Origin of the sequence: Chitinophaga sp. H8, assembly GCF_040567655.1 — a bacterium.
GTDB classification, from domain to species: domain Bacteria; phylum Bacteroidota; class Bacteroidia; order Chitinophagales; family Chitinophagaceae; genus Chitinophaga; species Chitinophaga defluvii.
The window spans coordinates 1,517,766-1,537,990 of the sequence record NZ_JBEXAC010000002.1 but is presented as its reverse complement, the minus strand read 5'-3'; the positions used below and the strand labels follow the sequence as shown (position 1 = coordinate 1,537,990).

The following is a 20,225-nucleotide window of genomic DNA, read 5'->3' as shown; positions in this document are numbered from 1 at the left end:
ACTCCTGAAAATCCCCTCACTGACTCGCAGCGCGTTATTCCCCATTTGAATCCCCGCACCTGAAAATCCCCCCATTAGCTCGTAGCTCGTGGCTCGCAGCTCAAAGCTTTTATCCCTCCACCTGGATAACTGCCCCTAAAAAAACAAAAGCAATGGCGAACCATTGCTTTCGAGAGTCATTTACAGTGCATGATGAATCATGCGGTGTAGGAATATTTGGTTTTTCATAGGACAGTAACCATAATAAAAATTAATACAATAACAAATATAATAAAATTATATAATGACGATAATCATTTATTAAATATTCGAAATACTTAAAATAAGTGCCGGTAAATTGAAAAAGATGAAAAAAGGAACGTTTTTTTAGAAAATAATTAAACCACCCGGAAAAAAGAGGTAGGCAGCCAGGTAAATGGAGCTAAAAAACAGGGGTATTAAACCAACTTGCTAAAAAAAGTAAGGGCACCTAGAAAGGCGCCCTAAATTTGTTACTATCCTATGAAAACCCTATTTGAATACAAATGTAAGGGCACGTTATTTTTCTTTGAAATTTTAGAGGCACAATAACAAATCATTAACAAGAGTATCAATTGATTAACGCAAATGCCGCAACGGCAAAAACGCAATCAGGAATGATATTATTATCAGCTACAACCCATGCTGTTACCACAGTTCAGGCATTTATAACAAGTGCCGGAACGTACAGTAATATGACCACAAGTGTTGCAGGCTGGTGCATCACTTTGCATACTACGCATGTAATCCTGTGTACTATTTTCACTGTTATGCGCTGCAACCGGTTGTTGTTTCACTGGCTTGGAAGCCGCGCTGGTATTACCTCCTGTCAAAACTGTTACACGTACGTTTGATAACGTTGGCTTGATAACTTCTTCATCTTCCTCCTCTTCTCCGGTATTACCAGGTGCATCCAATATATGCACCAGATCAGTGCGGCCCAAGTATTCATATCCCAGCACCCTGAAAATATAATCAATTAACGATGTGGCAGATTTAATGTTAGGATGATCCACCATACCGGCAGGCTCAAAGCGTGTAAACACAAATTTGTCTACAAATTCACTGAGTGGCACCCCATACTGTAATCCTACAGACACTGCGATGGCAAAGCAGTTCATCAAACTGCGCAAAGTAGATCCTTCTTTTGCCAGGTCAATAAATATTTCTCCCAGTGTACCATCATTGTATTCTCCCGTACGCAGGAAAATTGCTTGTCCGCCTACCTTCGCTTTTTGTGTAAAGCCGCCGCGCTTGGCAGGTAAACTCTTTCTTTCCACAATGCGCGACAACTGCCGCATTAAAGTAGTATCCGGACTGGCCAGCATACGCTTGTTCACTTCTTCCAGCAATTCATCAATGGTCAGCTCATTCAGGTCAATAATCTGGGTTTGCTCTGTAGCAGCAGCCTCTGTACTGGCATCTGCTTTTTTCTTTTTATCACTCTTATTACTCAGCGGCTGGCTCAGTTTGGAACCATCACGGTACAGTGCACACGCTTTTAATCCCAATTCCCAGCTCAATTTATAGGCATCTGCAATTTCTTCTACTGTAGCCTCATTAGGCAGGTTGATCGTTTTGGAGATAGCACCGGAAATAAATGGCTGTGTAGCTGCCATCATGCGGATATGACCATGTGCGTGGATATAACGTTCTCCTTTCTTACCGCATTTATTAGCACAGTCAAATACAGGCAGGTGCTCTTCTTTCAGGTAAGGGGCGCCTTCTACCGTCATAGTACCACATACATAATCATTGGCGGCATCCATCTGATCGTCGCTGAAGCCCAATGCATGGAGTAAACTGAATTCCATGCTGAAGTATTGCTCCGGCTGGAAGCCCAGACGTTGCAAACACTCTTCCCCTAATGTATATACGTTAAATACAAAAGAAATATCAAAGGAAGAGGCTACTGCAGCATCCAGCTTTTTCAGCTCTTCTGCAATAAATCCTTTTTCGCTCAGCGTCTGATGATTAATATAAGGCGCTCCTGCAAAGCTGCCGGTTCCTTTGGCATAATCCACAATTGCTTTCATCTCATGCGCATTGTACCCCAGGTTCTTTAATGCAGTAGGGATACTCTGGTTGATGATCTTGAAATAACCACCTCCGGAAAGTTTCTTAAACTTCACCAGCGCAAAGTCAGGTTCTACACCGGTAGTATCACAATCCATTACCAGACCGATAGTGCCGGTAGGTGCAATTACCGTTGCCTGCGCATTACGGTAACCATGTTTTTCACCCATTTTAACCGCATCATCCCATGCTTTGGTGGCTGCCTTGAGCAAATAATCCGGGCAATAGCGGGCATTAATACCCTGTGGTTTTATTTCGATCCCCTCGTAGGCTTCTGCGGCATCATAAGCTGCAGCCCGGTGATTACGCATCACCCGCAGCATATCTTCCTTATTATCTGCGTACCGTGGGAAAGCTCCCAGATGTGCTGCCATCTCTGCAGAGGTCTTATAGGCTACACCGGTCATAATGGCGGTAATAGCACCTGCTATCCCTCTTGCTTCTTCACTGTCATAAGCAATACCGCTTACCATCAGCATAGAACCCAGGTTCGCAAACCCAAGGCCCAGTGTACGGTATTCATAGCTCAGCTGTGCTACTTCTTTTGAAGGGAACTGTGCCATCAGTACAGATACTTCCAGTACAACGGTCCACAGGCGAACGGTATACTCAAAGCCGCTCACATCAAAAGAATTATCTTCTTCCCGGAAAAACTGCCGCAGGTTCACAGATGCCAGATTACAGGCGGTATTGTCCAGGAACATATACTCCGAACAAGGATTGGAGGCATTGATACGCCCGCCCTGTGGGCAGGTATGCCACTCATTAATAGTAGTATCATATTGGGTACCCGGATCTGCACAACGCCAGGCTGCGTAGGAAATCTGATCCCACAATTCTTTCGCCTTTACCGTTTTCATGGTTTTACCATTAGTACGGGCTTTCAGTTCCCATTCGCCGTCTTCTTCCAGGCGATGGAAGAAACTGTTAGGAATACGAACGGAATTATTGGAGTTCTGACCAGATACGGTGCGATAAGCTTCCCCTTCATAGTCGGATGAATAACCTGCTGCGATGAGAGCACCTACTTTCTTTTCCTCTTCTACCTTCCAGTTAATAAAGTCCATCACTTCCGGATGGTCCAGGTCCAGGCATACCATTTTAGCAGCCCGGCGGGTAGTACCACCTGATTTAATAGCGCCTGCTGCGCGGTCCCCGATTTTCAGGAAACTCATCAATCCACTGGAAGTGCCGCCACCACTCAGCTTTTCACCTTCCCCGCGGATATGGGAGAAGTTGGTACCAACGCCCGATCCGTATTTGAAGATGCGCGCTTCCCGCATCCAAAGGTCCATAATACCACCATCGTTTACCAGGTCATCATTTACACTTAATATAAAACAGGCATGTGGTTGCGGACGTTCATAGGCCGAAGTAGATTTTTCCAGCTGGCCGCTTTTGGGGTCTACATAGTAGTGCCCCTGTGGCTTCCCTTTAATGCCATAACTCTCGTACAATCCCGAATTGAACCATTGTGGGGAATTAGGTACACAGGCCTGGTTCAGCATACAATAAGACAACTCCTCATAAAATACCTGTGCATCTTTTGCAGAAGCAAAATAATTATATCGTTCTCCCCATGCTCTCCAACAATTGGCCATCCGGTGCACCACCTGTTTTACGGAAGTTTCTCTTCCAAGAGAACCATCTTCCTGGGGTACGCCGGCTTTCCGGAAATATTTTTGGGCAAGTATATCTGTGGCTATCTGCGACCATGCTTTAGGCACCTCCACATTGTTCATCTCAAACACCACATCCCCTCCCGGATTACGGATCACCGACGAACGTAACTCATATTCAAATTGCTCATAAGGACTAACACCTTCTTTAGTAAACTGGCGGGAAAATGCGAGGCCGCCTTGCTTATTGACTGGATTTTTCATGCCCAAGATTTTTCGAGGATTAGACAAAAAGATTTAATTGCGGGTGTGGCCACTAAAGTAAAATTTTATACGTCTGTTGTACCACTTTTATTATACACAGTTTGTGGATAATTGCGCAAACATTTCAGGAGAACGGGTATGAAAATTGAACTAACAAAATGAGGCAAAAAAGGAGCCATTGGCCCCCTTCATAGTTATTAAATAACCGTGTCATATAACAAGGTCAATATCATGGAATTCACGAATGAAAAATGGATCACATGCATATTTATTTAACAATGTGACTTATTACCAAAAAATTTATACATTTGCGACAACCGGAACAATGCAAATTAATGTATAAAAAAATATACAATTCCATTATCGAAAGAAAGGCAAAAGGTGTAAAATCATTCGCAGTTCTGATTGATCCGGACAAGGTAACACCTGCTGGAATCGTTGATGTGGCCGCAAAATGCACTGCTGCCAAGGTGGATTACATCTTTTTGGGAGGGAGTCTTGTGATTACCCAACATCTGGATGAATGTGTGCAACAACTGAAAAGCTGTTGTGACATTCCTGTTATATTATTTCCCGGAAGCCCCTCACAGGTTTCCCCTTTTGCAGATTCCCTGCTCTACCTGTCACTCATTTCCGGCAGAAATCCGGAATTACTGATCGGTCAGCATGTGGTATCTGCTGCGGTAGTGAAAAAAAGCGGTCTGGAAGTGATTTCTACCGGTTATATGGTGATAGACGGTGGTGCCCCTACTACTGTATCTTATATTAGTAATGCTTCTCCCATTCCTGCGGATAAAGACGATATCGCACTTTGTACGGCCATGGCAGGCGAAATGCTGGGTATGAAAGTGATTTTTATGGATGCCGGCAGTGGTGCCCGTAAACCCATTACTGAAAGCATGATCAGCCGGGTATCCAGCATGGTGGAAATACCTATTATCGTAGGGGGAGGAATCAAAGATGCTGAAAAAGCTTACCTCAATTGTAAAGCCGGAGCCGATATCATTGTAGTTGGCAACGCGATTGAAAAAGACCTTTCTCTGATCAAGGAGATCGCAGACGCGGTACATTCTGTACCCGTTAATGCATAATTCAGTGACTTACCAGAGCCATTTTCCCCATTTTACCTGCTGAAAATGGCAGGGGAGGTGATTTCTAAGGATATTTCTGTACAGATACCTTTTCGTTTGTGGTTAGCCATAAACTCACTGCTTACGGCTAACCATCTCAATATCAGCCCCTTACAGGCTCATCATTTCCTTGAACTTAACGGCCTGCCGGCGACTTACCTCAATCTTTTCTCCACCTCTCATCTCCAGTAATAATCCGCCATTAAAGTACGTATCAATTTTTTCAATCATCCGTAGATTGACAATATGCTTGCGGTTGGCCCGGAAAAAAGTCCTTTCATCCAGTCTTTCTTCCAGTGCATTGAGTGACTTCAGAATCAATGGTTTATTCCCCTCAAAATACACCCGTGCATAATTGCCCACACTTTCAAACAGGCGGATTTCCTGCAATTTTACAAACCAGCAGCGATCACCGTCCTTTACAAACACCTGGTCCATTTCCGACAAAGTGGTACGCATGCCCCCGGCTGCTGCCAGCCGCTCCTTTTCGTCCTGCTGATGCAATTTGTGAATCGCATCTGCCAGCCGCTTAGGTTCAATAGGCTTTAACAGGTAATCCAGCGCATTATACTCAAATGCCTTCAACGCATATTCATCATATGCAGTGGTGAAAATTACCTGCGGTGTTTTTTCCAGTTCTGCAAGCAGGTCAAATCCCGTTTTATCCGGCATCTGAATATCCAGGAAAAGCAAGTCAGGATGTAAAGTCTCGATTTTCTCAATACCATCCTTGGCATTCACCGCTTCACCTACTATCACAATCTCCGGATGGTCTGCCAGTAGTTTTTTCAGTTCACTCCGGGCAAGGCGCTCATCATCTATTATCAATGCTTTTTTCATTGGCAATGTGAAGTTTGGTTGATGATAAATTTATTTTTACGATTATTTTTCATGATTATGTCCACGGTGCTCTTCCGGTTTGCGCTTAAAACAGCGGCATCAATACTTTTGCCTCCACTGTTTGCTCATTCATATTATGAATATCAAAAGATGCCCGCTTACCAAATAACAAGCTCAAACGTTGGCGGGTACTCTGTAATCCAAATCCATCCTCATTCATGTGCTCTCCGATCTGACCGGTATTTTCAATGGTAATTTCGTGCTGTAATTCTTTCATCCGCGAGGTAATCCTGACCACCCCTCCGTTTACCTGCCGCGAAATACCATGTTTAATGGCATTTTCCACCAATGTTTGTAACATCATTGGCGGAATAGGCAATCCCAGCGTATCCTGTTCTATATCATACTGTACTTTTAAACGCTCCTCAAACCGGATATGTTCTAAAGCCAGGTAATCCTTTACAATGTTTAACTCATTTTCCAGACTCACCATTTCTACCTTTTCTGCCTGCATGGAGCTACGCAGGATGTTGGACAGCTCTGTAATAGCGGTACGCGCACGCTGCGGATTTTCATCCACCAACGCCCGTATACTGTTCAATGCATTAAAGATAAAATGTGGGTTCAGCTGCGACTTAATCGTTTTCAGCTCCAACTCCTTTACAGTAGACTCCAGCTTGAGCTTATCCACCTCTGTATTCTGATTCCGGGCGATGTAGTGCCAGATGAAGTAAATGAGCCACCAGATCCCGGATAGCAGGGAAGTACTCATAATTTCCAGCACTGACCTTTCCGAAAGGGTCTTCTTCCCACCGGGCTCCCGTAGCAGATTCGTAATAGAAGCAGACCCCAGGTATAGGATAATCCCCGTACTTAATACCAACGCCAGAAACAACAACACCTGCTTCTCAAAACTAAATAATAACCAGTTGTGTGTGTTGATGATTCCACGGAGCAAATGTGTAGAAACGATCCCGACAGCTATGAAAATCAATAGGTTTACAATCAGCAGCCCACTCAATTTACCTTCTATAGCATAGGAAAAGTAAATAGTTCCACCAAAATATGCCATCCACCCCATTGCCTGACACCACCAATATTTTGATATATGTTTAAACATTCATCTTAAATTAGGAAACTTCTGCTATAATTCAAAAATACCATATGGCCCTGCCCGTCTGAACGTAAATGTTATCAATGGTGCTAAAGACCGGATAAATGGAAAGATAGGAAATAGCCGGAGGTTTTTGACGGGTGCCCCAAACCATCAGATTCACTTAAATATGTTAATTTTTCCTGTTTTAACAAGGCATAAGCTGCCTGGTATCAGCTGATAGCCAAAAGCCAATCGTTAAAAAACCAGCTATTTAATAATTATGCAGTATTTTTGACCATTAAAACCCTGAGCCAGATATGAATATTACGGCAGGTCAATTGTTGGGCCAGATAGCATACCCCTCCGATTTGCGCAAACTGAGCAAAGAGCAACTACACCAGGTGTGTGAAGAACTGCGGCAGTACATTATTGATGTAGTGAGTGTACATGGCGGTCATTTCGCTGCCAGCCTGGGTGTGATAGAGCTGACGGTGGCATTACATTATGTGTTCAATACACCTTATGACCAGTTGGTATGGGATGTAGGCCACCAGGCCTATGGCCATAAAATATTGACGGGCCGTAGGGAGGCTTTTCCAACCAACCGTAAATACAAAGGGCTTAGCGGCTTCCCTAAAAGGGATGAAAGCCCCTATGATACTTTTGGCGTAGGGCATTCCTCTACTTCTATCTCTGCGGCACTGGGGATGGCCATGGCCTCCCACTATAAAGGAGAATTTGACCGGCAGCATATTGCTGTGATCGGTGATGGCGCCATGACAGCCGGTATGGCCTTCGAAGCACTTAACCATGCTGGTGTGGCCAATGCCAATGTGCTGATTATCCTGAACGATAACTGCATGTCTATTGATCCCAATGTAGGTGCACTGAAAGAATATCTTACCGATATTACCACATCGCCTACTTATAATAAGATCCGGGACGATGTATGGCACCTCCTCGGCAAATTGCCCGTAGGCAAACGGTTTACCAGAGAAATGGCCTCCAAGCTGGAAGCCAGCCTGAAAGGGGTGGTATCCCGCTCCAGCAACCTGTTTGAAGCACTTAAACTGCGCTATTTTGGCCCTATAGATGGCCATAATATCACCAAACTGACAGATACCCTCCAGGATCTGAAAGACATTCCAGGCCCTAAACTGCTGCATATCGTTACCACCAAAGGTAAAGGCTATGCACTGGCAGAAAAGGATCAGACCACCTGGCATGCACCAGGGCTGTTTGACAAAATCACCGGCGAAATATTCAAAAAGCAGGTGGAAAAACCTCAGCCTCCAAAATATCAGGACGTATTCGGACATACCATCATTGAACTGGCTGAACAGAACGACAAGATAATGGGGATCACCCCCGCCATGCCTTCCGGTTCTTCCCTGAAATTCATGATGGAAAAAATGCCCGACCGCGCTTTTGATGTGGGTATTTGCGAACAACATGCCGTGACCCTTTCGGCCGGACTGGCTACCCAGGGTATGCGCGTGTTCTGCACCATTTACTCTTCCTTCATGCAGCGGGCTTTTGACCAGGCAGTACATGATGTAGCTATCCAGCAACTGCCGGTAGTTTTTTGCCTGGACCGGGCAGGACTGGTAGGAGAGGACGGCCCTACCCACCACGGTGCATATGATATCGCTTACATGCGCAGCATTCCGAATGTAATTGTGAGTGCTCCGATGAATGAGGAAGAATTACGCAACCTCATGTATACAGCCCAGCTGCCTTCCAACCAACAACCTTTTGTGATCAGATACCCAAGGGGACAAGGTGTAATGCCCGAATGGCGTACGCCCTTCCGTGAAATAAAGCCCGGTACCGGTCGTAAAATACGGGATGGAAAAGATGTGGCTATCCTCTCTTTCGGACATCCGGGCAACTTTGTCGTGGAAGCCTGCAAAGAACTGGCTAATGATGACCTGCAACCTGCGCATTATGATATGCGTTTTACCAAACCGCTGGATGAAGCAATGCTGCACGAAGTGTTCAGCAAATTCAACAAAGTGATCACGGTAGAAGACGGGGCTGTTCAGGGTGGATTCGGTAGTGCTGTACTCGAATTTATGGCAGCACATAACTATACTGCGCAAATAAAAATGCTGGGTATTCCTGACAGGATCATTGAACATGGTAAACCGGAAGAACTGTACCGCGAATGTGGTTACGATGCTGCCGGTATTGCTCGTACTGCCAGGGAAATGCTCAAAAGTAAAATAACTGTAATCGCATAAAAATACCGCGCACTTATAAAAGGAACGCCTGACACGGAACGCGTCAGGCGTTCCTTTTATAAGCCTAATCATTTGTATATAATATAATGGCTGATCTGTTTCTTCAACTAAGGATAATAAAAGTTATTAAGGAAGCGCCTGGTACGCTCACTTATCAACTGGAAAACACTACTGCACAACCAGTCGTTTACCAGCCAGGACAATTCCTGACTTTCGTAATACAACTGCACGGCACTGAATACCGCCGTTCCTATTCTTTCAGCTCTACCCCCGGTATTGATCCATATATGTCTGTGACAGTACGTGAAAAGGAAAACGGGGAAATATCCCGGCATATCCTGCGTACCTGGAAAGCAGGCGATATCATTACCACCCTGCTGCCAAGTGGCCGGTTTACGCTGGATAATATTGCCCGTCAACCAAGGGACATATTCCTCTTTGCTGCCGGTAGCGGTATCACCCCCTTGTTTTCCCTGCTAAAACACCTGCTGTATCGTGAGCCCACTGCACAGATTATACTCGTTTACAGCAGTACGGATATCGCAAGAACTATCTTTTACGAACAGATACAGCAACTGCAAGAAAAATTTGGCGCACAGCTTACCTGTCTTTACTATTTCAGTAATGAACCCCTGCCTTCCAACCCATACCGCCGCCTCAGCAATATTTTGCTGGAGCCAATGGTCCGGGCACAAATGCAGCATAACCCGGCAGATGCGCAATTCTTCCTTTGCGGCCCACCAGATTATATGCGTATGATCACACTTACGCTGATCTTCATGGGCTTCACACAAGAACAACTGCATAAGGAAAACTTTGTGGTAAATACAGATGCCAGAATTGCTAAAACCCCTGTTCCGAAAGACAGTACCCCCAGACAGGTACGTATTCATTTCCATCAGCAGGAACACCTGTTACATATTCCTGGTAACCAGAATATCCTTAGCAGTGCACAGCAGCAAGGTCTTGCACTACCTTACAGCTGTAAAGGTGGGGTATGCGGTTCCTGTACTGCCAAATGCACGGAAGGAAAGGTATGGATGGCAGTAAATGAAGTACTAACCGACAAGGAAATAACCCAGGGATTTATTCTTACCTGTGTAGGCTATGTAACCAGTGAGCAGGCTACTATTGAATTGTAATTAATCATAATGCACATATTATTATCAATCATTACAGCATAAAGTTATTTGTCCATTTTTGTTTTTTAACCTAAATTCTGCAAAATTGTAGCAATGCGCCATACCCCATTGAGGATCACCTATATCTGTCTGTTATTTGCAGCAATATGGGTGAGCGGGCACTACTCAATACGGCAGATGGCCCATATTAGCCCAGATTCCAACTACCGCCTGCCCGTTGTTATCTTTGATATAGCATTTATCATTATCTCCATACTCCTCATTTACCTGCTGTTTCAGAAAACCTACAGATACCGGCAATATGAACAATTGTTTAAGCACCATCCTATTCCAATATGGATATACGAAAAGAGTACTTTAAAGTTCCTGTCCGTTAATCAGGCTGCTATAGATAAATACGGATATAGTAAAAAGGAGTTCTTAAATCTTACTATCACAGATATCAGGGACGAAACGGAGATAGCACAACTGATGGAAAATATCCGGCTAAAATGTGATGGCGTAGAATACCGGGGTAAATGGAAACACCGCAAAAAGAACGGAGAAAATTTTTATGTAGAGATATACGCGCATTCCGGTAAATACTATGGTAAGGAAGTGCGCATTATTATGGCCAAAGATATTGATGCACAGATACAAGCAAACCGGAGGACAAAAGAACTGCAGGCACTGCAGCAACAGGAAATAAATAAACTTTCCCTGGTAGCAAGTAAAACAAAAAATGCAGTGCTTATTACTAATGCCTACCAGGAAATAGAATGGGTGAATGAAGGCTTTATTGCCCAGTTTGGATTTACAATGGAAGAAATACTGGGTAAAAGACCCCGGCACTTTTTATTGGGAGATCATGCAGATGCATCTACACTCAGTGGAATAGAAGAGCTGATGCAAAAGAAAGAAGCCTTTACAAGTGAGCTGCTTACTTATCATAAAAACGGGCACCCCTTCTGGGTAAGGGTAGATGTATCTCCTGTGCTCAATGAAAAAAATGAAATTGAAAAATTTGTAGCCATCATCACGGATGTTACAGAACGTAAAAAGTTTGTACACCAGCTGGAAGAGCAAAACCAGGCGCTGCGCCAGATAGCCTGGATTATTTCGCATGAGGTAAGAAGACCGGTGGTATCTATTCTGAGTATTACAGATCTGTTTGACAAGAGTAATACAGACAAGGCATTAAACGGCCAACTGATGGACTGGCTAAAGATATCCACCACACAACTGGACGAAATCATCCACAAAATAGACCACCGGGTAAAGCAGCTTGAGTAATGCTTTACCACAATCCTGCTACTTTACCCACCCAATTACTGGCAGGCAGGTATAAAGTGATTAAAATCCGTTTTCAGCTCTTCAAAAAGTTTCTGGAATGTTTCCATACGTTCCTGCAGCGTATCATAATCATCTACAGGACGATCATCATGAATCACGTGTAGCTGGCCGTTTGCTGAAATCTTTTTGGAGGATTGTTTAAGGTCGTGGTACATTTCATCCGCTACTTCGGCCTGGCGGATAAACCGGTTCTGGAAGTGTTCCACCTGGGCCATTATGGTAGCGTTGGTTTTACTGAATGCGAGCTGAGCTAACCTTTCCCGCATCATTTGCAGATCTTCTCTTACTGTATTTACTTCGGTTTTCCAGGTATTTATCTGCTCCTGCAGATCTGAAGTTTGTGTTGGACTCTCCATGGTGTTATGATTTTGCAGTTTAATGATGATCAATAGTGATATCCATCATTGCCAGGCTAAATCTTCCCTATCCATTGTTGCAATCTCGTTTGAAGTACTATCGTTATTCTAAGTTACAATCTTTTTTAATGCTGCCCGCACTACCAATTTTTGCCCTTATTTCCCTGTTCCTGCTATATATCTGCAAAATTCGGGAAAGTGCTGCATCGCCTCTATAATCCCTCCTGCACCCGCAATATTTGCCTGCATAACATGTGATTTACCTGCAGTATATGCCAGCAACTCCGGCTCTGCCGCTCCTACAACTACACCTTTATAACCAGCATCATAGAGGGTACTGTCATTCATCGTATCGCCTGCCACCAATATACTATCTGCCGGATAATCAATCAATTGTATTAACTGCTTCAAGGTAGCTCCCTTATTCACTCCTTTAGGTAATACATCCAAGTATTTTCCGGCAGATTGTACTACATCGCATGACAATGCTGTGGCTACTGCCCTCACTGCATTCACATCTGTAGAAGCATCATAGAAAAAAGAACAGCGATGCTGCTGATATACCTCCTGGTACCGTAGCCCCGCAATATCCTTCATGCTTTCCCGCACCCGGTCTCCTCCGGGCCAGATAGCAGCTATATTCATCTGTACTGCAGTTACAGGCTCCAATGTGTTGCCATGCAAAATAGTACCTCCCACATCACAAATAATATATTCCGGATGTGGGATTACACCTTCATTCAATAAGGCAGTTACACTTTCAACTCCCCGGCCTGTTACAAATACCAATCTTATCTGCTCCTGCTCTCTGATAAGGCTGTACAGGCAATGCCTGTCTTCTTCACTTCCGCCTAAAAAAGTACCATCCAGGTCTGTAGCTAATAGCATCATTTTATAACGATCTTCTGTTTACTTGAATAATGATCTGCCTGTCACTTAATTTTCAACTGCCTGCACAATCTTTATTTTATCCTGCAGGTGCAACGTTTGTGCTGGATTACCAAAGCTAATAGCATTTTTTTCAAATGCCTCACAGATGCCCAGATACACCGCCTGCTGCACATCCATATACTTGTTGTAATCACCTGTCAATACAATATATACCCCTTCAAAAGCATAATTGGAAGGGCCTATACCAGAAAAATGTATCCTGTCAAACCGGGCTTTGTCTTTCTGCTGTTCAATCACCGTACGCACCATACCAGGTATAGCAGCCAGTTTTTCCCGTGGCGTATGATAGGGAACGGTAAAGTTAAACACAATACGTCTGCGCTCCATACGCTTGTAATTATGTACACGGGAATTGGTCAGGTCTGTATTGGAAAACACCAGTTGTTCTCCTCCCAGGCTTCTTAAGCGGGTGGTCTTAATGCCTATATACTCCACTGTTCCCAGCTTATCCTGCACAATAATAAAATCACCAATTTCGAAAGGACGGTCAAAAAATATAACAAAGTAACTAAACAGATCCCCCAGGATAGTTTGTGCCGCCAGGGCTATAGCAATACCTCCGATCCCCAATCCTGCTACCAATGCTGTCACATCCACGCCCCAGTTGTCCAGCAAAAACAAAATACCCAATACCCATATTACAGCCGATATAATCAGCATAATCCCTGTAACCTGCCTGCCTTTTTCTTCCCCGTTTTCCTTCTTCGACAAATAACTGGTAAGCAGAAACCGTAAGGTGGCAGTAATAACACGTACTATAAAATAAGTAACCGCGATAGAAAAAACTATATCTACCGCTTTATTTAGTTTAGCCGTTAGCGTTAAATTACTGATTGCAGCATAAAAAGCACCTACATACAGTAATGGCAAAAGTGAACGTTCTACACCATTAATCAGAAAATCATCAATCTTTCCCTGCGTTGAAGCCGCCCATACCTTTAATCTTTGTAATAAGATACGTTTGAACAATAAAATAATCAGCATACAAAATATAAATATGCCTCCCGCTATCATGTACGCTTGTACGGTGTTGCCCAAATAGTTTTGCTGTAATATTTCCATCATCATCCGTTTTTTGTATGAATACAAAAGATCAGCCATTATGGCTGATCTCGTGTAAAAAGTATGTTATCTTATTATGATGCAGGTACGTATAGCACTACCACACTGCGTTTACTCATATATATAAGTGAAGAATCATATTATGATAGATTCATAGGTACATCTATCAACAAAAACTCTGCCGGTTTTAACACAGTGACATCAATTTTTTCAAAATCAGAGAGCCCGATGGCATCTCTTTTAGTGAGTATTTCATCACCTACCTGCAATTCTCCATCCAACAAAAACAGGTAACTTCCCTGGTCTTTCATCTTAGGTGTAAGACTTAATTTTTCACCTGCATCAAATTTACCTAAAGAGAACCAGGCATCCTGATTAATCCACAACACACCGCTATCCTGCTCCGGAGATACCACTACCTGCAGTTTATTATTACGATCTGCAGGATTAAAAGCTTGTTGCTGATAACGGGGAGTAATATCCCGCAGTTTAGGGAATACCCATATTTGCAGGAAATTGACAGGCTCCGTTTTAGATGCATTATATTCAGAGTGCTGAATACCGCTACCCGCACTCATGATCTGTACATCATGCTGATGAATAATCTCATTGCGGCCGGTAGAATCCTTGTGCTCCAGCTCTCCTCTTAATGGAATAGATACAATTTCCATATTATCATGCGGGTGCGCGCCAAAGCCCATACCACCCTTTACCACATCATCATTCAGTACACGCAATGCACCAAAATGAATACGCTCAGGGTTATAATACCCCGCAAAACTAAATGTATGATAGCTTTGTAACCAGTTGTGATTAGCATATCCGCGGCTATCTGCACGGTGAATTACTTTTTTCATATTGCACTCCTTGTTATTTTATTGTTTGTTACACAAAGTTCGTATAACAAGCCGTGCATATCAATGGATCGAATGTAAAAAAGGATGGACTAATTTTAGCTAACCAGCGCTGCTTCCATCGTGATGTTGGTATTCAACAGCTTTGATATCGGACAATTAGCCTTAGCATCTGCTGCCATTTCAGCAAATTTAGCGCTGTCCAATCCTGGTACACTTGCCTTTACAACCAGGTGACTTTCTGTAATAGCACCATTCTCAAAAGTAATAGTGCAGCTGGTGTCAATGTTACCAGGTGTAAGACCCGCAGCACTGATTACAAAGCTCAGTTTCATGGTAAAACAACCCGCATGTGCGGCAGCAATTAATTCTTCCGGATTAGTACCGGCACCATCTTCAAAGCGGCTGGTAAAAGAATAAGGGGTATTACTTAACACGCCCGTTTGTGTACTAACGGTTCCTTTACCTTCTTTACCGGTTCCCTGCCAGTTGGCAGATGCAGATCTTTTCATGCTTAATTATTTTGAAATGTGAAAAATGGATTGCGGATAATGAAAGTACTATTTTTTTCCTGGATGTGCTATACCTATTCTATCTGACAGTTTCGCTTTAACAATAAGTTCATGTATTGTAATAAAAAAGCCGGACAATATATATTGTCCGGCTTTACATCCTCCTGGCAGTTTCCTGCTTCACCTTAACTAAAGCGTACAAAAACCTATTTCTTCTCCTCTATGCTAAAAATTACACCTATCTTTTGTTTTCATGCTTTCACGTTGCCAGGTCCCACTGTTACCCTTTTATCTTCACCTTACGGCATCTCATAAGCCGTCAGACCCGTTTATTATTGTTTCACCAATTGTACACTGGCTAGTAATTTCACTTCATCACTCAGTACAATACCACCGGTTTCAGTAGTAGCAGTAAACGTTAAACCAAAGTCCTTACGATTAATCTTACCACTCAGTTCAAAACCAGCCTTGGTTTGTCCATAAGGATCTACCATCGTACCGCCGTATTCCACACTTAGTTCAACAGTACGTGTATGATCACGGATAGTAAGATCACCAATCAGTTTATAGTTTTCTTCATCCAGCTTCTTTACTTCCTTAGAAACAAAGGTCAGCTTAGGATATTGCGCTGCAGCAAAGAAATCATCAGCTTTCAGGTGCTGGTCACGTTGTTCATTTTTAGTAGAAATGCTATCTACATCAGCACTGAAGCTGATATTAGCATTTGAAAAATCATCACCGGCAGTTTGCATAGTACCATCAAAACTGCTGAACTGGCCGGTTACGGTAGTGATCATCAGGTGTTTTACCTTAAATAATACATCACTGTGTGAAGGATCAATTTTCCAGGTTGTCATTTTTTATTAGTTTATTAGTTAAGTGAATGTTTTTTTATTTTATATATCCCATTCTGCCTTCATTATAATCATTGATAGCAGCAGTAATTTCTTCCTGTGTATTCATCACAAAAGGACCATAAGAAAATATAGGCTCATCAATCGCCTCGCCATTCAGTACCAGTAAAGTTGTATCAGATATGGCCGTTACCGTTACATGATCACCATCAGTATCAAACAAAACCATCTCTATTGATCCAACAGTATGTGTATTGTTGAAGCTGGCTTTTCCATGGGTAACTACTATACCGGTATTGTATTTATCCGGCAAAGGAAGCGTAACACTTTGTCCAGCTTTAAGCTGCACATCCCACAGGTTTACTGGCGAGAAAGTACTTGCAGGGCCTTTATTGCCATTAAAATCACCAGCAATTACCCTTACATGGCTTCCTTCTCCGATACTCACCACAGGAATCTGATCCTTTAACAGGGTTTGATACCCTGGTTTAGACATTTTGTGCGCGCTCGGCAGATTTACCCACAGCTGGGCCATTTCTATAGTGCCTCCTTTTCTACTAAATGCTTCTGTATGTTTTTCTTCATGTACAATACCGGAAGCTGCGGTCATCCATTGCACATCACCAGCTGATATAGTTCCGGAATTACCGGCAGAGTCCCGGTGTGTCAGTTCCCCCTGGTATACTACAGTCACCGTTTCAAAACCACGATGAGGGTGTTGATCTACCCCACGAGGCCGGGTAACTGGTGGAAAGTAAGCCGGAGCCGCATAATCCAGTAAAAAGAACGGACTTAACCTTTTTCCCAGCCTGTTACCATTAGGGAAAAGATTCTGTACCCGGAATCCATCACCTACCAGATGAGGACTGGGTGCTTTAAATACCTCTTTTACTTGTTTTATGTTGTTTTTCATGTGTTATCCTCCTGATTACAACACAAAATTACATGTTACAACATCTAAATGGAATGGATAAAACATAGTAAGTGATGGACTATTTTTTGTGGTTTTATACCCCTGTACGGGAAAGCTCCTTAAATTCAGAAGGGCTTTGATTTGTGTATTTCTTAAAAAAGCGGCTAAAATAGTGGGGATCATCAAATCCGAGGTCGTAAGCTATTTCTTTAGCGGAAAGGTCTGTATTAAATAAGTAACGCTGGGCTTCCAGTATGATCCGGTTGCGGATATGTTCTCCTGCTGTAATGCCGGACAATTGTTTACTGATTTCATTCAATAGTACCGGCTTGATGTGTAGCAGATCAGCATAATCAGAAACATTCTTCAGTTCCTTATATTTTTCTTCTATCAGATTCTTAAACCTGAGAAATATAGAGCTGTTATGGGCTACATGCTGTTCAGGGGTGATGATAACACTGTTGCCTTTAATACGGGATGCCAGTACCAGGAAATACCTTAGTAATCCATGTACGGCTGTTTCGTAATCAGGTTCGCGTAATGCCAGCTCTTTCATCATCATTATCACCAATGCTTCAAAATCCTTTTCCTGTTCACTATCCAGGGTAATGACACTGCTGAACTGGTTATTAAAGAACAAGCCGGAGTTAATACCCGATACCTGCGACTGGTCTTTCAGGCACATAAATGCATCCTGAAAAGCGATCATATAACCTTCCACCTTTTCGCTGAAGGTCATTTTATGTACTTGCCCCGGGGCGAGGAAAAACAGGGTATTCTTTTTCACCTCGTGCGTAACCGTATCAATGGTATGCACCAGTTTCCCCTTTTTGATCCAATAAATAGTGTAAAAATCGTGCCGGTGGGGAGCAGTATTACATTCGAAGAAGTCTTCTCCCAGTTCGCAAAGGCCGGATACCACAAAACCGGGAGCAGCATGTGCATATGCCGGTAAGGATACCATTTCTATATGGTTACGTTTATCTGCCATCAAACACGCCTGCTACTTCTTCCTCCCTTTCAGAAGGGTCTATATAATCAATAATAAAATTATTTCTGCCTTCTCCTACCATGATACCTAAATACTTCATCTGAACCAACTCCAGCATACTCAGGAAGAGAAAAATGGCATGTACCCGGTCTTTACAATGGTCAAATATCTTTTCAAAGGCCAGGGTCTTTTCTTCCCTTGCCAGGTCAATCATGTATTCACGTGCTCCTTCCATGGTATAGTCGTATTTGTACACCACGTGCTGGGGCTTATTATCCCGCTCTTTCATCCGCTGCATCACCTTTTCAAAGGTTTTGGTCAGCTTAAACAAGGTAAGGGTCTGTACTTCTGTTCCCTCGCTGGTCACTTCCCCGATAATGGTAAGTTCCCGTGCAATATTCCCCCTTTTTATCTGGAGCATCCGTTCCGCCTCTTTTTCGGCAAGTTCTGCTGCGGCCTGTTTGTAGCGCTTATATTCCAGAATCTTATCTATCAGTTCCAGACGGGGATCTATTTCATTACCCTGCTCATCCACTTCCTTACGCGGTATCAGCATTTTAGCCTTAATACGCATCAACGTGGATACAAACAGGATAAACTCACTAGCCAGTTCTATATTCAGGGATTCTATATGGTGTATATAATCCAGGAAATCGTTGGTAATGGTAGTGATGGGAATGTTGTAGATATCCAGTTCGTCGCGTTCTATAAAAAACAGCAACAGGTCAAAAGGACCTTCAAACTGCGGTAATGTTATTTTGTATATCGGCTGTTGTTCGCTCACTGATTAAGTAGATTAGGATTATTTAAGCTGGCATCACCAACTATACCAAAAATAAGCAAATTCCCAGTAATCAGAAGGATACTGTAAGCCCTACGCCGATTACCTGCTTTATTTGCAGCCGGGGCCCCAGTACACCTGTTTTTTTATTCTCAAACACCTTCACATTATCATCATAGATCATATCTACAGAAACATTGGCAGAAATGTATTTATTTACCTTCAGTGCCAGCGCATTAGTCCAGTATACATTGATATTCTGCGGATTATGCTTATAATCGGAAAACAGGTCCAACCTGGTTTTATAGTTAATATTCTGGGCCACCTGTTTATTCCAGTTCAAGGAAAGATAAGCACCTATTTCTGTTTTTACAGTCCGCCCTGTATCTACGCCATAGCTGCCAATAGACGACAGGTATTTATCCATCACCAGCACCAGGCGGGCTGTAACAGGTGATATAAACAGGGAAAACTCGTTATTGGGCTTAAAATCCATACCAGGGGATGCCAGGGCATAGGCAGGAGAAAAAAAGCGGGATACAAGAGAGGGTAATGTATCAGTTTCATATAAATAACCATCCGAAAACTGGGTACGCAAGTTAAGCAGCCCGCTCAGATACCAGCTTTTCCCTATGTCATAACCATATTTGCTGGTAAAATCTATACGGTCATCGCTTTTACGCCCCCCTAAACTTGTTGTATTTACATATCCATAAGCCAGGTCCAGGATATTATCCCAGGCATTCCGCCCTTCTTTATAAAAAGAATAAGCAGTAAGGCCGGAAGAGATAGAGAAGGAGAACCGATCTCCTCCCGCAGCCCAGTTAGTAAGCGAGCCCTGGTTAATCATCACGTTTAACGCCACTCCTTTCCGCCAATATACCTGAATGGTATCGCCATCCTTATTCAGTTTCTTCCGGGCTTCTTTTAGTTTATTGCCCACTTCTTCACGGGAGGTTTTCATCCACCCGCTTTGTCTTAGCCAGTCATCCTGTGCATGTGCCATCTGTATAACACACAAACAACAAATAACCGATAAAACAATTTTTTTCATCAACATACTTTTCATGATTGTCCCGTTAACAACAAACCCTGTTTCCACTATGCTTAATAGGGAATGATCATTTCATGGATAGGAAGGGAGGTAGTCAGGGTCGGGCAACAGACCTGTAAAATACACTTACGGCTGTG

The 20,225-nt window shown here is 43.2% G+C and carries 17 protein-coding genes; 4 read left to right on the top strand and 13 right to left on the bottom strand.

The annotated features are described in order from the left end of the window. Positions 1-647 precede the first annotated feature (647 nt). Positions 648-3,977, bottom strand: a complete 3,330-nt coding sequence (locus ABR189_RS20145) for a vitamin B12-dependent ribonucleotide reductase (protein WP_354662275.1) — start codon at positions 3,975-3,977, stop codon at positions 648-650. A gap of 335 nt (positions 3,978-4,312) precedes the next feature. Between ABR189_RS20145 and ABR189_RS20140 the strand changes: the two genes are divergently transcribed. Next, complete coding sequence (locus ABR189_RS20140; protein WP_354662274.1) at positions 4,313-5,068, top strand: phosphoglycerol geranylgeranyltransferase; 756 nt, start codon at positions 4,313-4,315, stop codon at positions 5,066-5,068. A gap of 150 nt (positions 5,069-5,218) precedes the next feature. Here the strand turns inward: ABR189_RS20140 and ABR189_RS20135 are convergent, their stop codons facing one another. Further along, positions 5,219-5,947 (bottom strand): LytR/AlgR family response regulator transcription factor, encoded by a 729-nt coding sequence (locus ABR189_RS20135; protein WP_354662273.1) that lies wholly within the window; start codon positions 5,945-5,947, stop codon positions 5,219-5,221. A gap of 85 nt (positions 5,948-6,032) precedes the next feature. Further along, entirely contained in the window at positions 6,033-7,067 is a 1,035-nt protein-coding gene (locus ABR189_RS20130) for a sensor histidine kinase (RefSeq protein ID WP_354662272.1), read from the bottom strand. Positions 7,068-7,360: 293 nt separating this feature from the next. Here ABR189_RS20130 and dxs point away from each other — a divergent pair, with 293 nt between their 5' ends. From dxs to ABR189_RS20115, 3 genes are all read left to right on the top strand, one after another. Then, positions 7,361-9,286 (top strand): 1-deoxy-D-xylulose-5-phosphate synthase, encoded by a 1,926-nt coding sequence (gene dxs / locus ABR189_RS20125; RefSeq protein WP_354662271.1) that lies wholly within the window; start codon positions 7,361-7,363, stop codon positions 9,284-9,286. An 86-nt stretch (positions 9,287-9,372) separates the two neighbouring features. Continuing rightward, a complete protein-coding gene (locus tag ABR189_RS20120; protein WP_354662270.1) occupies positions 9,373-10,428 on the top strand; it encodes a flavin reductase family protein in 1,056 nt (351 codons plus the stop codon). A gap of 93 nt (positions 10,429-10,521) precedes the next feature. Beyond that, entirely contained in the window at positions 10,522-11,700 is a 1,179-nt protein-coding gene (locus ABR189_RS20115) for a PAS domain S-box protein (RefSeq protein WP_354662269.1), read from the top strand. Positions 11,701-11,735: 35 nt separating this feature from the next. Here the strand turns inward: ABR189_RS20115 and ABR189_RS20110 are convergent, their stop codons facing one another. The 10 genes from ABR189_RS20110 to ABR189_RS20065 form a co-directional block, all read right to left on the bottom strand. Next, positions 11,736-12,116 carry a hypothetical protein gene (locus ABR189_RS20110; RefSeq protein ID WP_354662268.1) on the bottom strand — a complete coding sequence of 127 codons (381 nt, stop codon included), beginning with the start codon at positions 12,114-12,116 and terminating at the stop codon, positions 11,736-11,738. A 156-nt stretch (positions 12,117-12,272) separates the two neighbouring features. Next, positions 12,273-13,007 (bottom strand): HAD family hydrolase, encoded by a 735-nt coding sequence (locus ABR189_RS20105; protein WP_354662267.1) that lies wholly within the window; start codon positions 13,005-13,007, stop codon positions 12,273-12,275. A 45-nt stretch (positions 13,008-13,052) separates the two neighbouring features. After that, the gene (locus ABR189_RS20100) at positions 13,053-14,132 is read right to left on the bottom strand and encodes a mechanosensitive ion channel family protein (protein ID WP_354662266.1); all 1,080 of its coding nucleotides are present in this window, start codon (positions 14,130-14,132) and stop codon (positions 13,053-13,055) included. Positions 14,133-14,269: 137 nt separating this feature from the next. Next, the gene (locus tag ABR189_RS20095) at positions 14,270-14,986 is read right to left on the bottom strand and encodes a pirin family protein (protein ID WP_354662265.1); all 717 of its coding nucleotides are present in this window, start codon (positions 14,984-14,986) and stop codon (positions 14,270-14,272) included. A gap of 95 nt (positions 14,987-15,081) precedes the next feature. Continuing rightward, positions 15,082-15,495, bottom strand: coding sequence for an OsmC family protein (locus ABR189_RS20090; protein WP_354662264.1), 414 nt, complete (start codon positions 15,493-15,495; stop codon positions 15,082-15,084). Positions 15,496-15,827: 332 nt separating this feature from the next. Continuing rightward, on the bottom strand, positions 15,828-16,352 hold the full coding sequence (locus ABR189_RS20085; RefSeq protein ID WP_354662263.1) for a YceI family protein: 525 nt from the start codon (positions 16,350-16,352) through the stop codon (positions 15,828-15,830). A gap of 34 nt (positions 16,353-16,386) precedes the next feature. Then, positions 16,387-17,262: a pirin family protein gene (locus tag ABR189_RS20080; protein WP_354662262.1), complete on the bottom strand. Its 876-nt coding sequence runs from the start codon at positions 17,260-17,262 to the stop codon at positions 16,387-16,389. 94 nt (positions 17,263-17,356) lie between these two features. Further along, positions 17,357-18,253: a helix-turn-helix domain-containing protein gene (locus tag ABR189_RS20075; RefSeq protein ID WP_354662261.1), complete on the bottom strand. Its 897-nt coding sequence runs from the start codon at positions 18,251-18,253 to the stop codon at positions 17,357-17,359. Beyond that, entirely contained in the window at positions 18,243-19,037 is a 795-nt protein-coding gene (locus ABR189_RS20070; protein ID WP_354662260.1) for a segregation and condensation protein A, read from the bottom strand. The genes ABR189_RS20075 and ABR189_RS20070 overlap by 11 nt, the downstream gene beginning before the upstream one ends. A 70-nt stretch (positions 19,038-19,107) precedes the next feature. Then, positions 19,108-20,103, bottom strand: coding sequence for a DUF3078 domain-containing protein (locus ABR189_RS20065; protein WP_354662259.1), 996 nt, complete (start codon positions 20,101-20,103; stop codon positions 19,108-19,110). Positions 20,104-20,225: the final 122 nt, after the last annotated feature.

Excerpts from the sequence above, each read along its gene's own strand:
- ABR189_RS20145 (WP_354662275.1), bottom strand. The coding sequence starts at position 3,977 with ATGAAAAATCCAGTCAATAAGCAAGGCGGCCTCGCATTTTCCCGCCAG.
- ABR189_RS20140 (WP_354662274.1), top strand. The coding sequence starts at position 4,313 with ATGTATAAAAAAATATACAATTCCATTATCGAAAGAAAGGCAAAAGGT.
- ABR189_RS20135 (WP_354662273.1), bottom strand. The coding sequence starts at position 5,947 with ATGAAAAAAGCATTGATAATAGATGATGAGCGCCTTGCCCGGAGTGAA.
- ABR189_RS20130 (WP_354662272.1), bottom strand. The coding sequence starts at position 7,067 with ATGTTTAAACATATATCAAAATATTGGTGGTGTCAGGCAATGGGGTGG.
- dxs (WP_354662271.1), top strand. The coding sequence starts at position 7,361 with ATGAATATTACGGCAGGTCAATTGTTGGGCCAGATAGCATACCCCTCC.
- ABR189_RS20120 (WP_354662270.1), top strand. The coding sequence starts at position 9,373 with ATGGCTGATCTGTTTCTTCAACTAAGGATAATAAAAGTTATTAAGGAA.
- ABR189_RS20115 (WP_354662269.1), top strand. The coding sequence starts at position 10,522 with ATGCGCCATACCCCATTGAGGATCACCTATATCTGTCTGTTATTTGCA.
- ABR189_RS20110 (WP_354662268.1), bottom strand. The coding sequence starts at position 12,116 with ATGGAGAGTCCAACACAAACTTCAGATCTGCAGGAGCAGATAAATACC.
- ABR189_RS20105 (WP_354662267.1), bottom strand. The coding sequence starts at position 13,007 with ATGATGCTATTAGCTACAGACCTGGATGGTACTTTTTTAGGCGGAAGT.
- ABR189_RS20100 (WP_354662266.1), bottom strand. The coding sequence starts at position 14,132 with ATGATGGAAATATTACAGCAAAACTATTTGGGCAACACCGTACAAGCG.
- ABR189_RS20095 (WP_354662265.1), bottom strand. The coding sequence starts at position 14,986 with ATGAAAAAAGTAATTCACCGTGCAGATAGCCGCGGATATGCTAATCAC.
- ABR189_RS20090 (WP_354662264.1), bottom strand. The coding sequence starts at position 15,495 with ATGAAAAGATCTGCATCTGCCAACTGGCAGGGAACCGGTAAAGAAGGT.
- ABR189_RS20085 (WP_354662263.1), bottom strand. The coding sequence starts at position 16,352 with ATGACAACCTGGAAAATTGATCCTTCACACAGTGATGTATTATTTAAG.
- ABR189_RS20080 (WP_354662262.1), bottom strand. The coding sequence starts at position 17,262 with ATGAAAAACAACATAAAACAAGTAAAAGAGGTATTTAAAGCACCCAGT.
- ABR189_RS20075 (WP_354662261.1), bottom strand. The coding sequence starts at position 18,253 with ATGGCAGATAAACGTAACCATATAGAAATGGTATCCTTACCGGCATAT.
- ABR189_RS20065 (WP_354662259.1), bottom strand. The coding sequence starts at position 20,103 with ATGAAAAGTATGTTGATGAAAAAAATTGTTTTATCGGTTATTTGTTGT.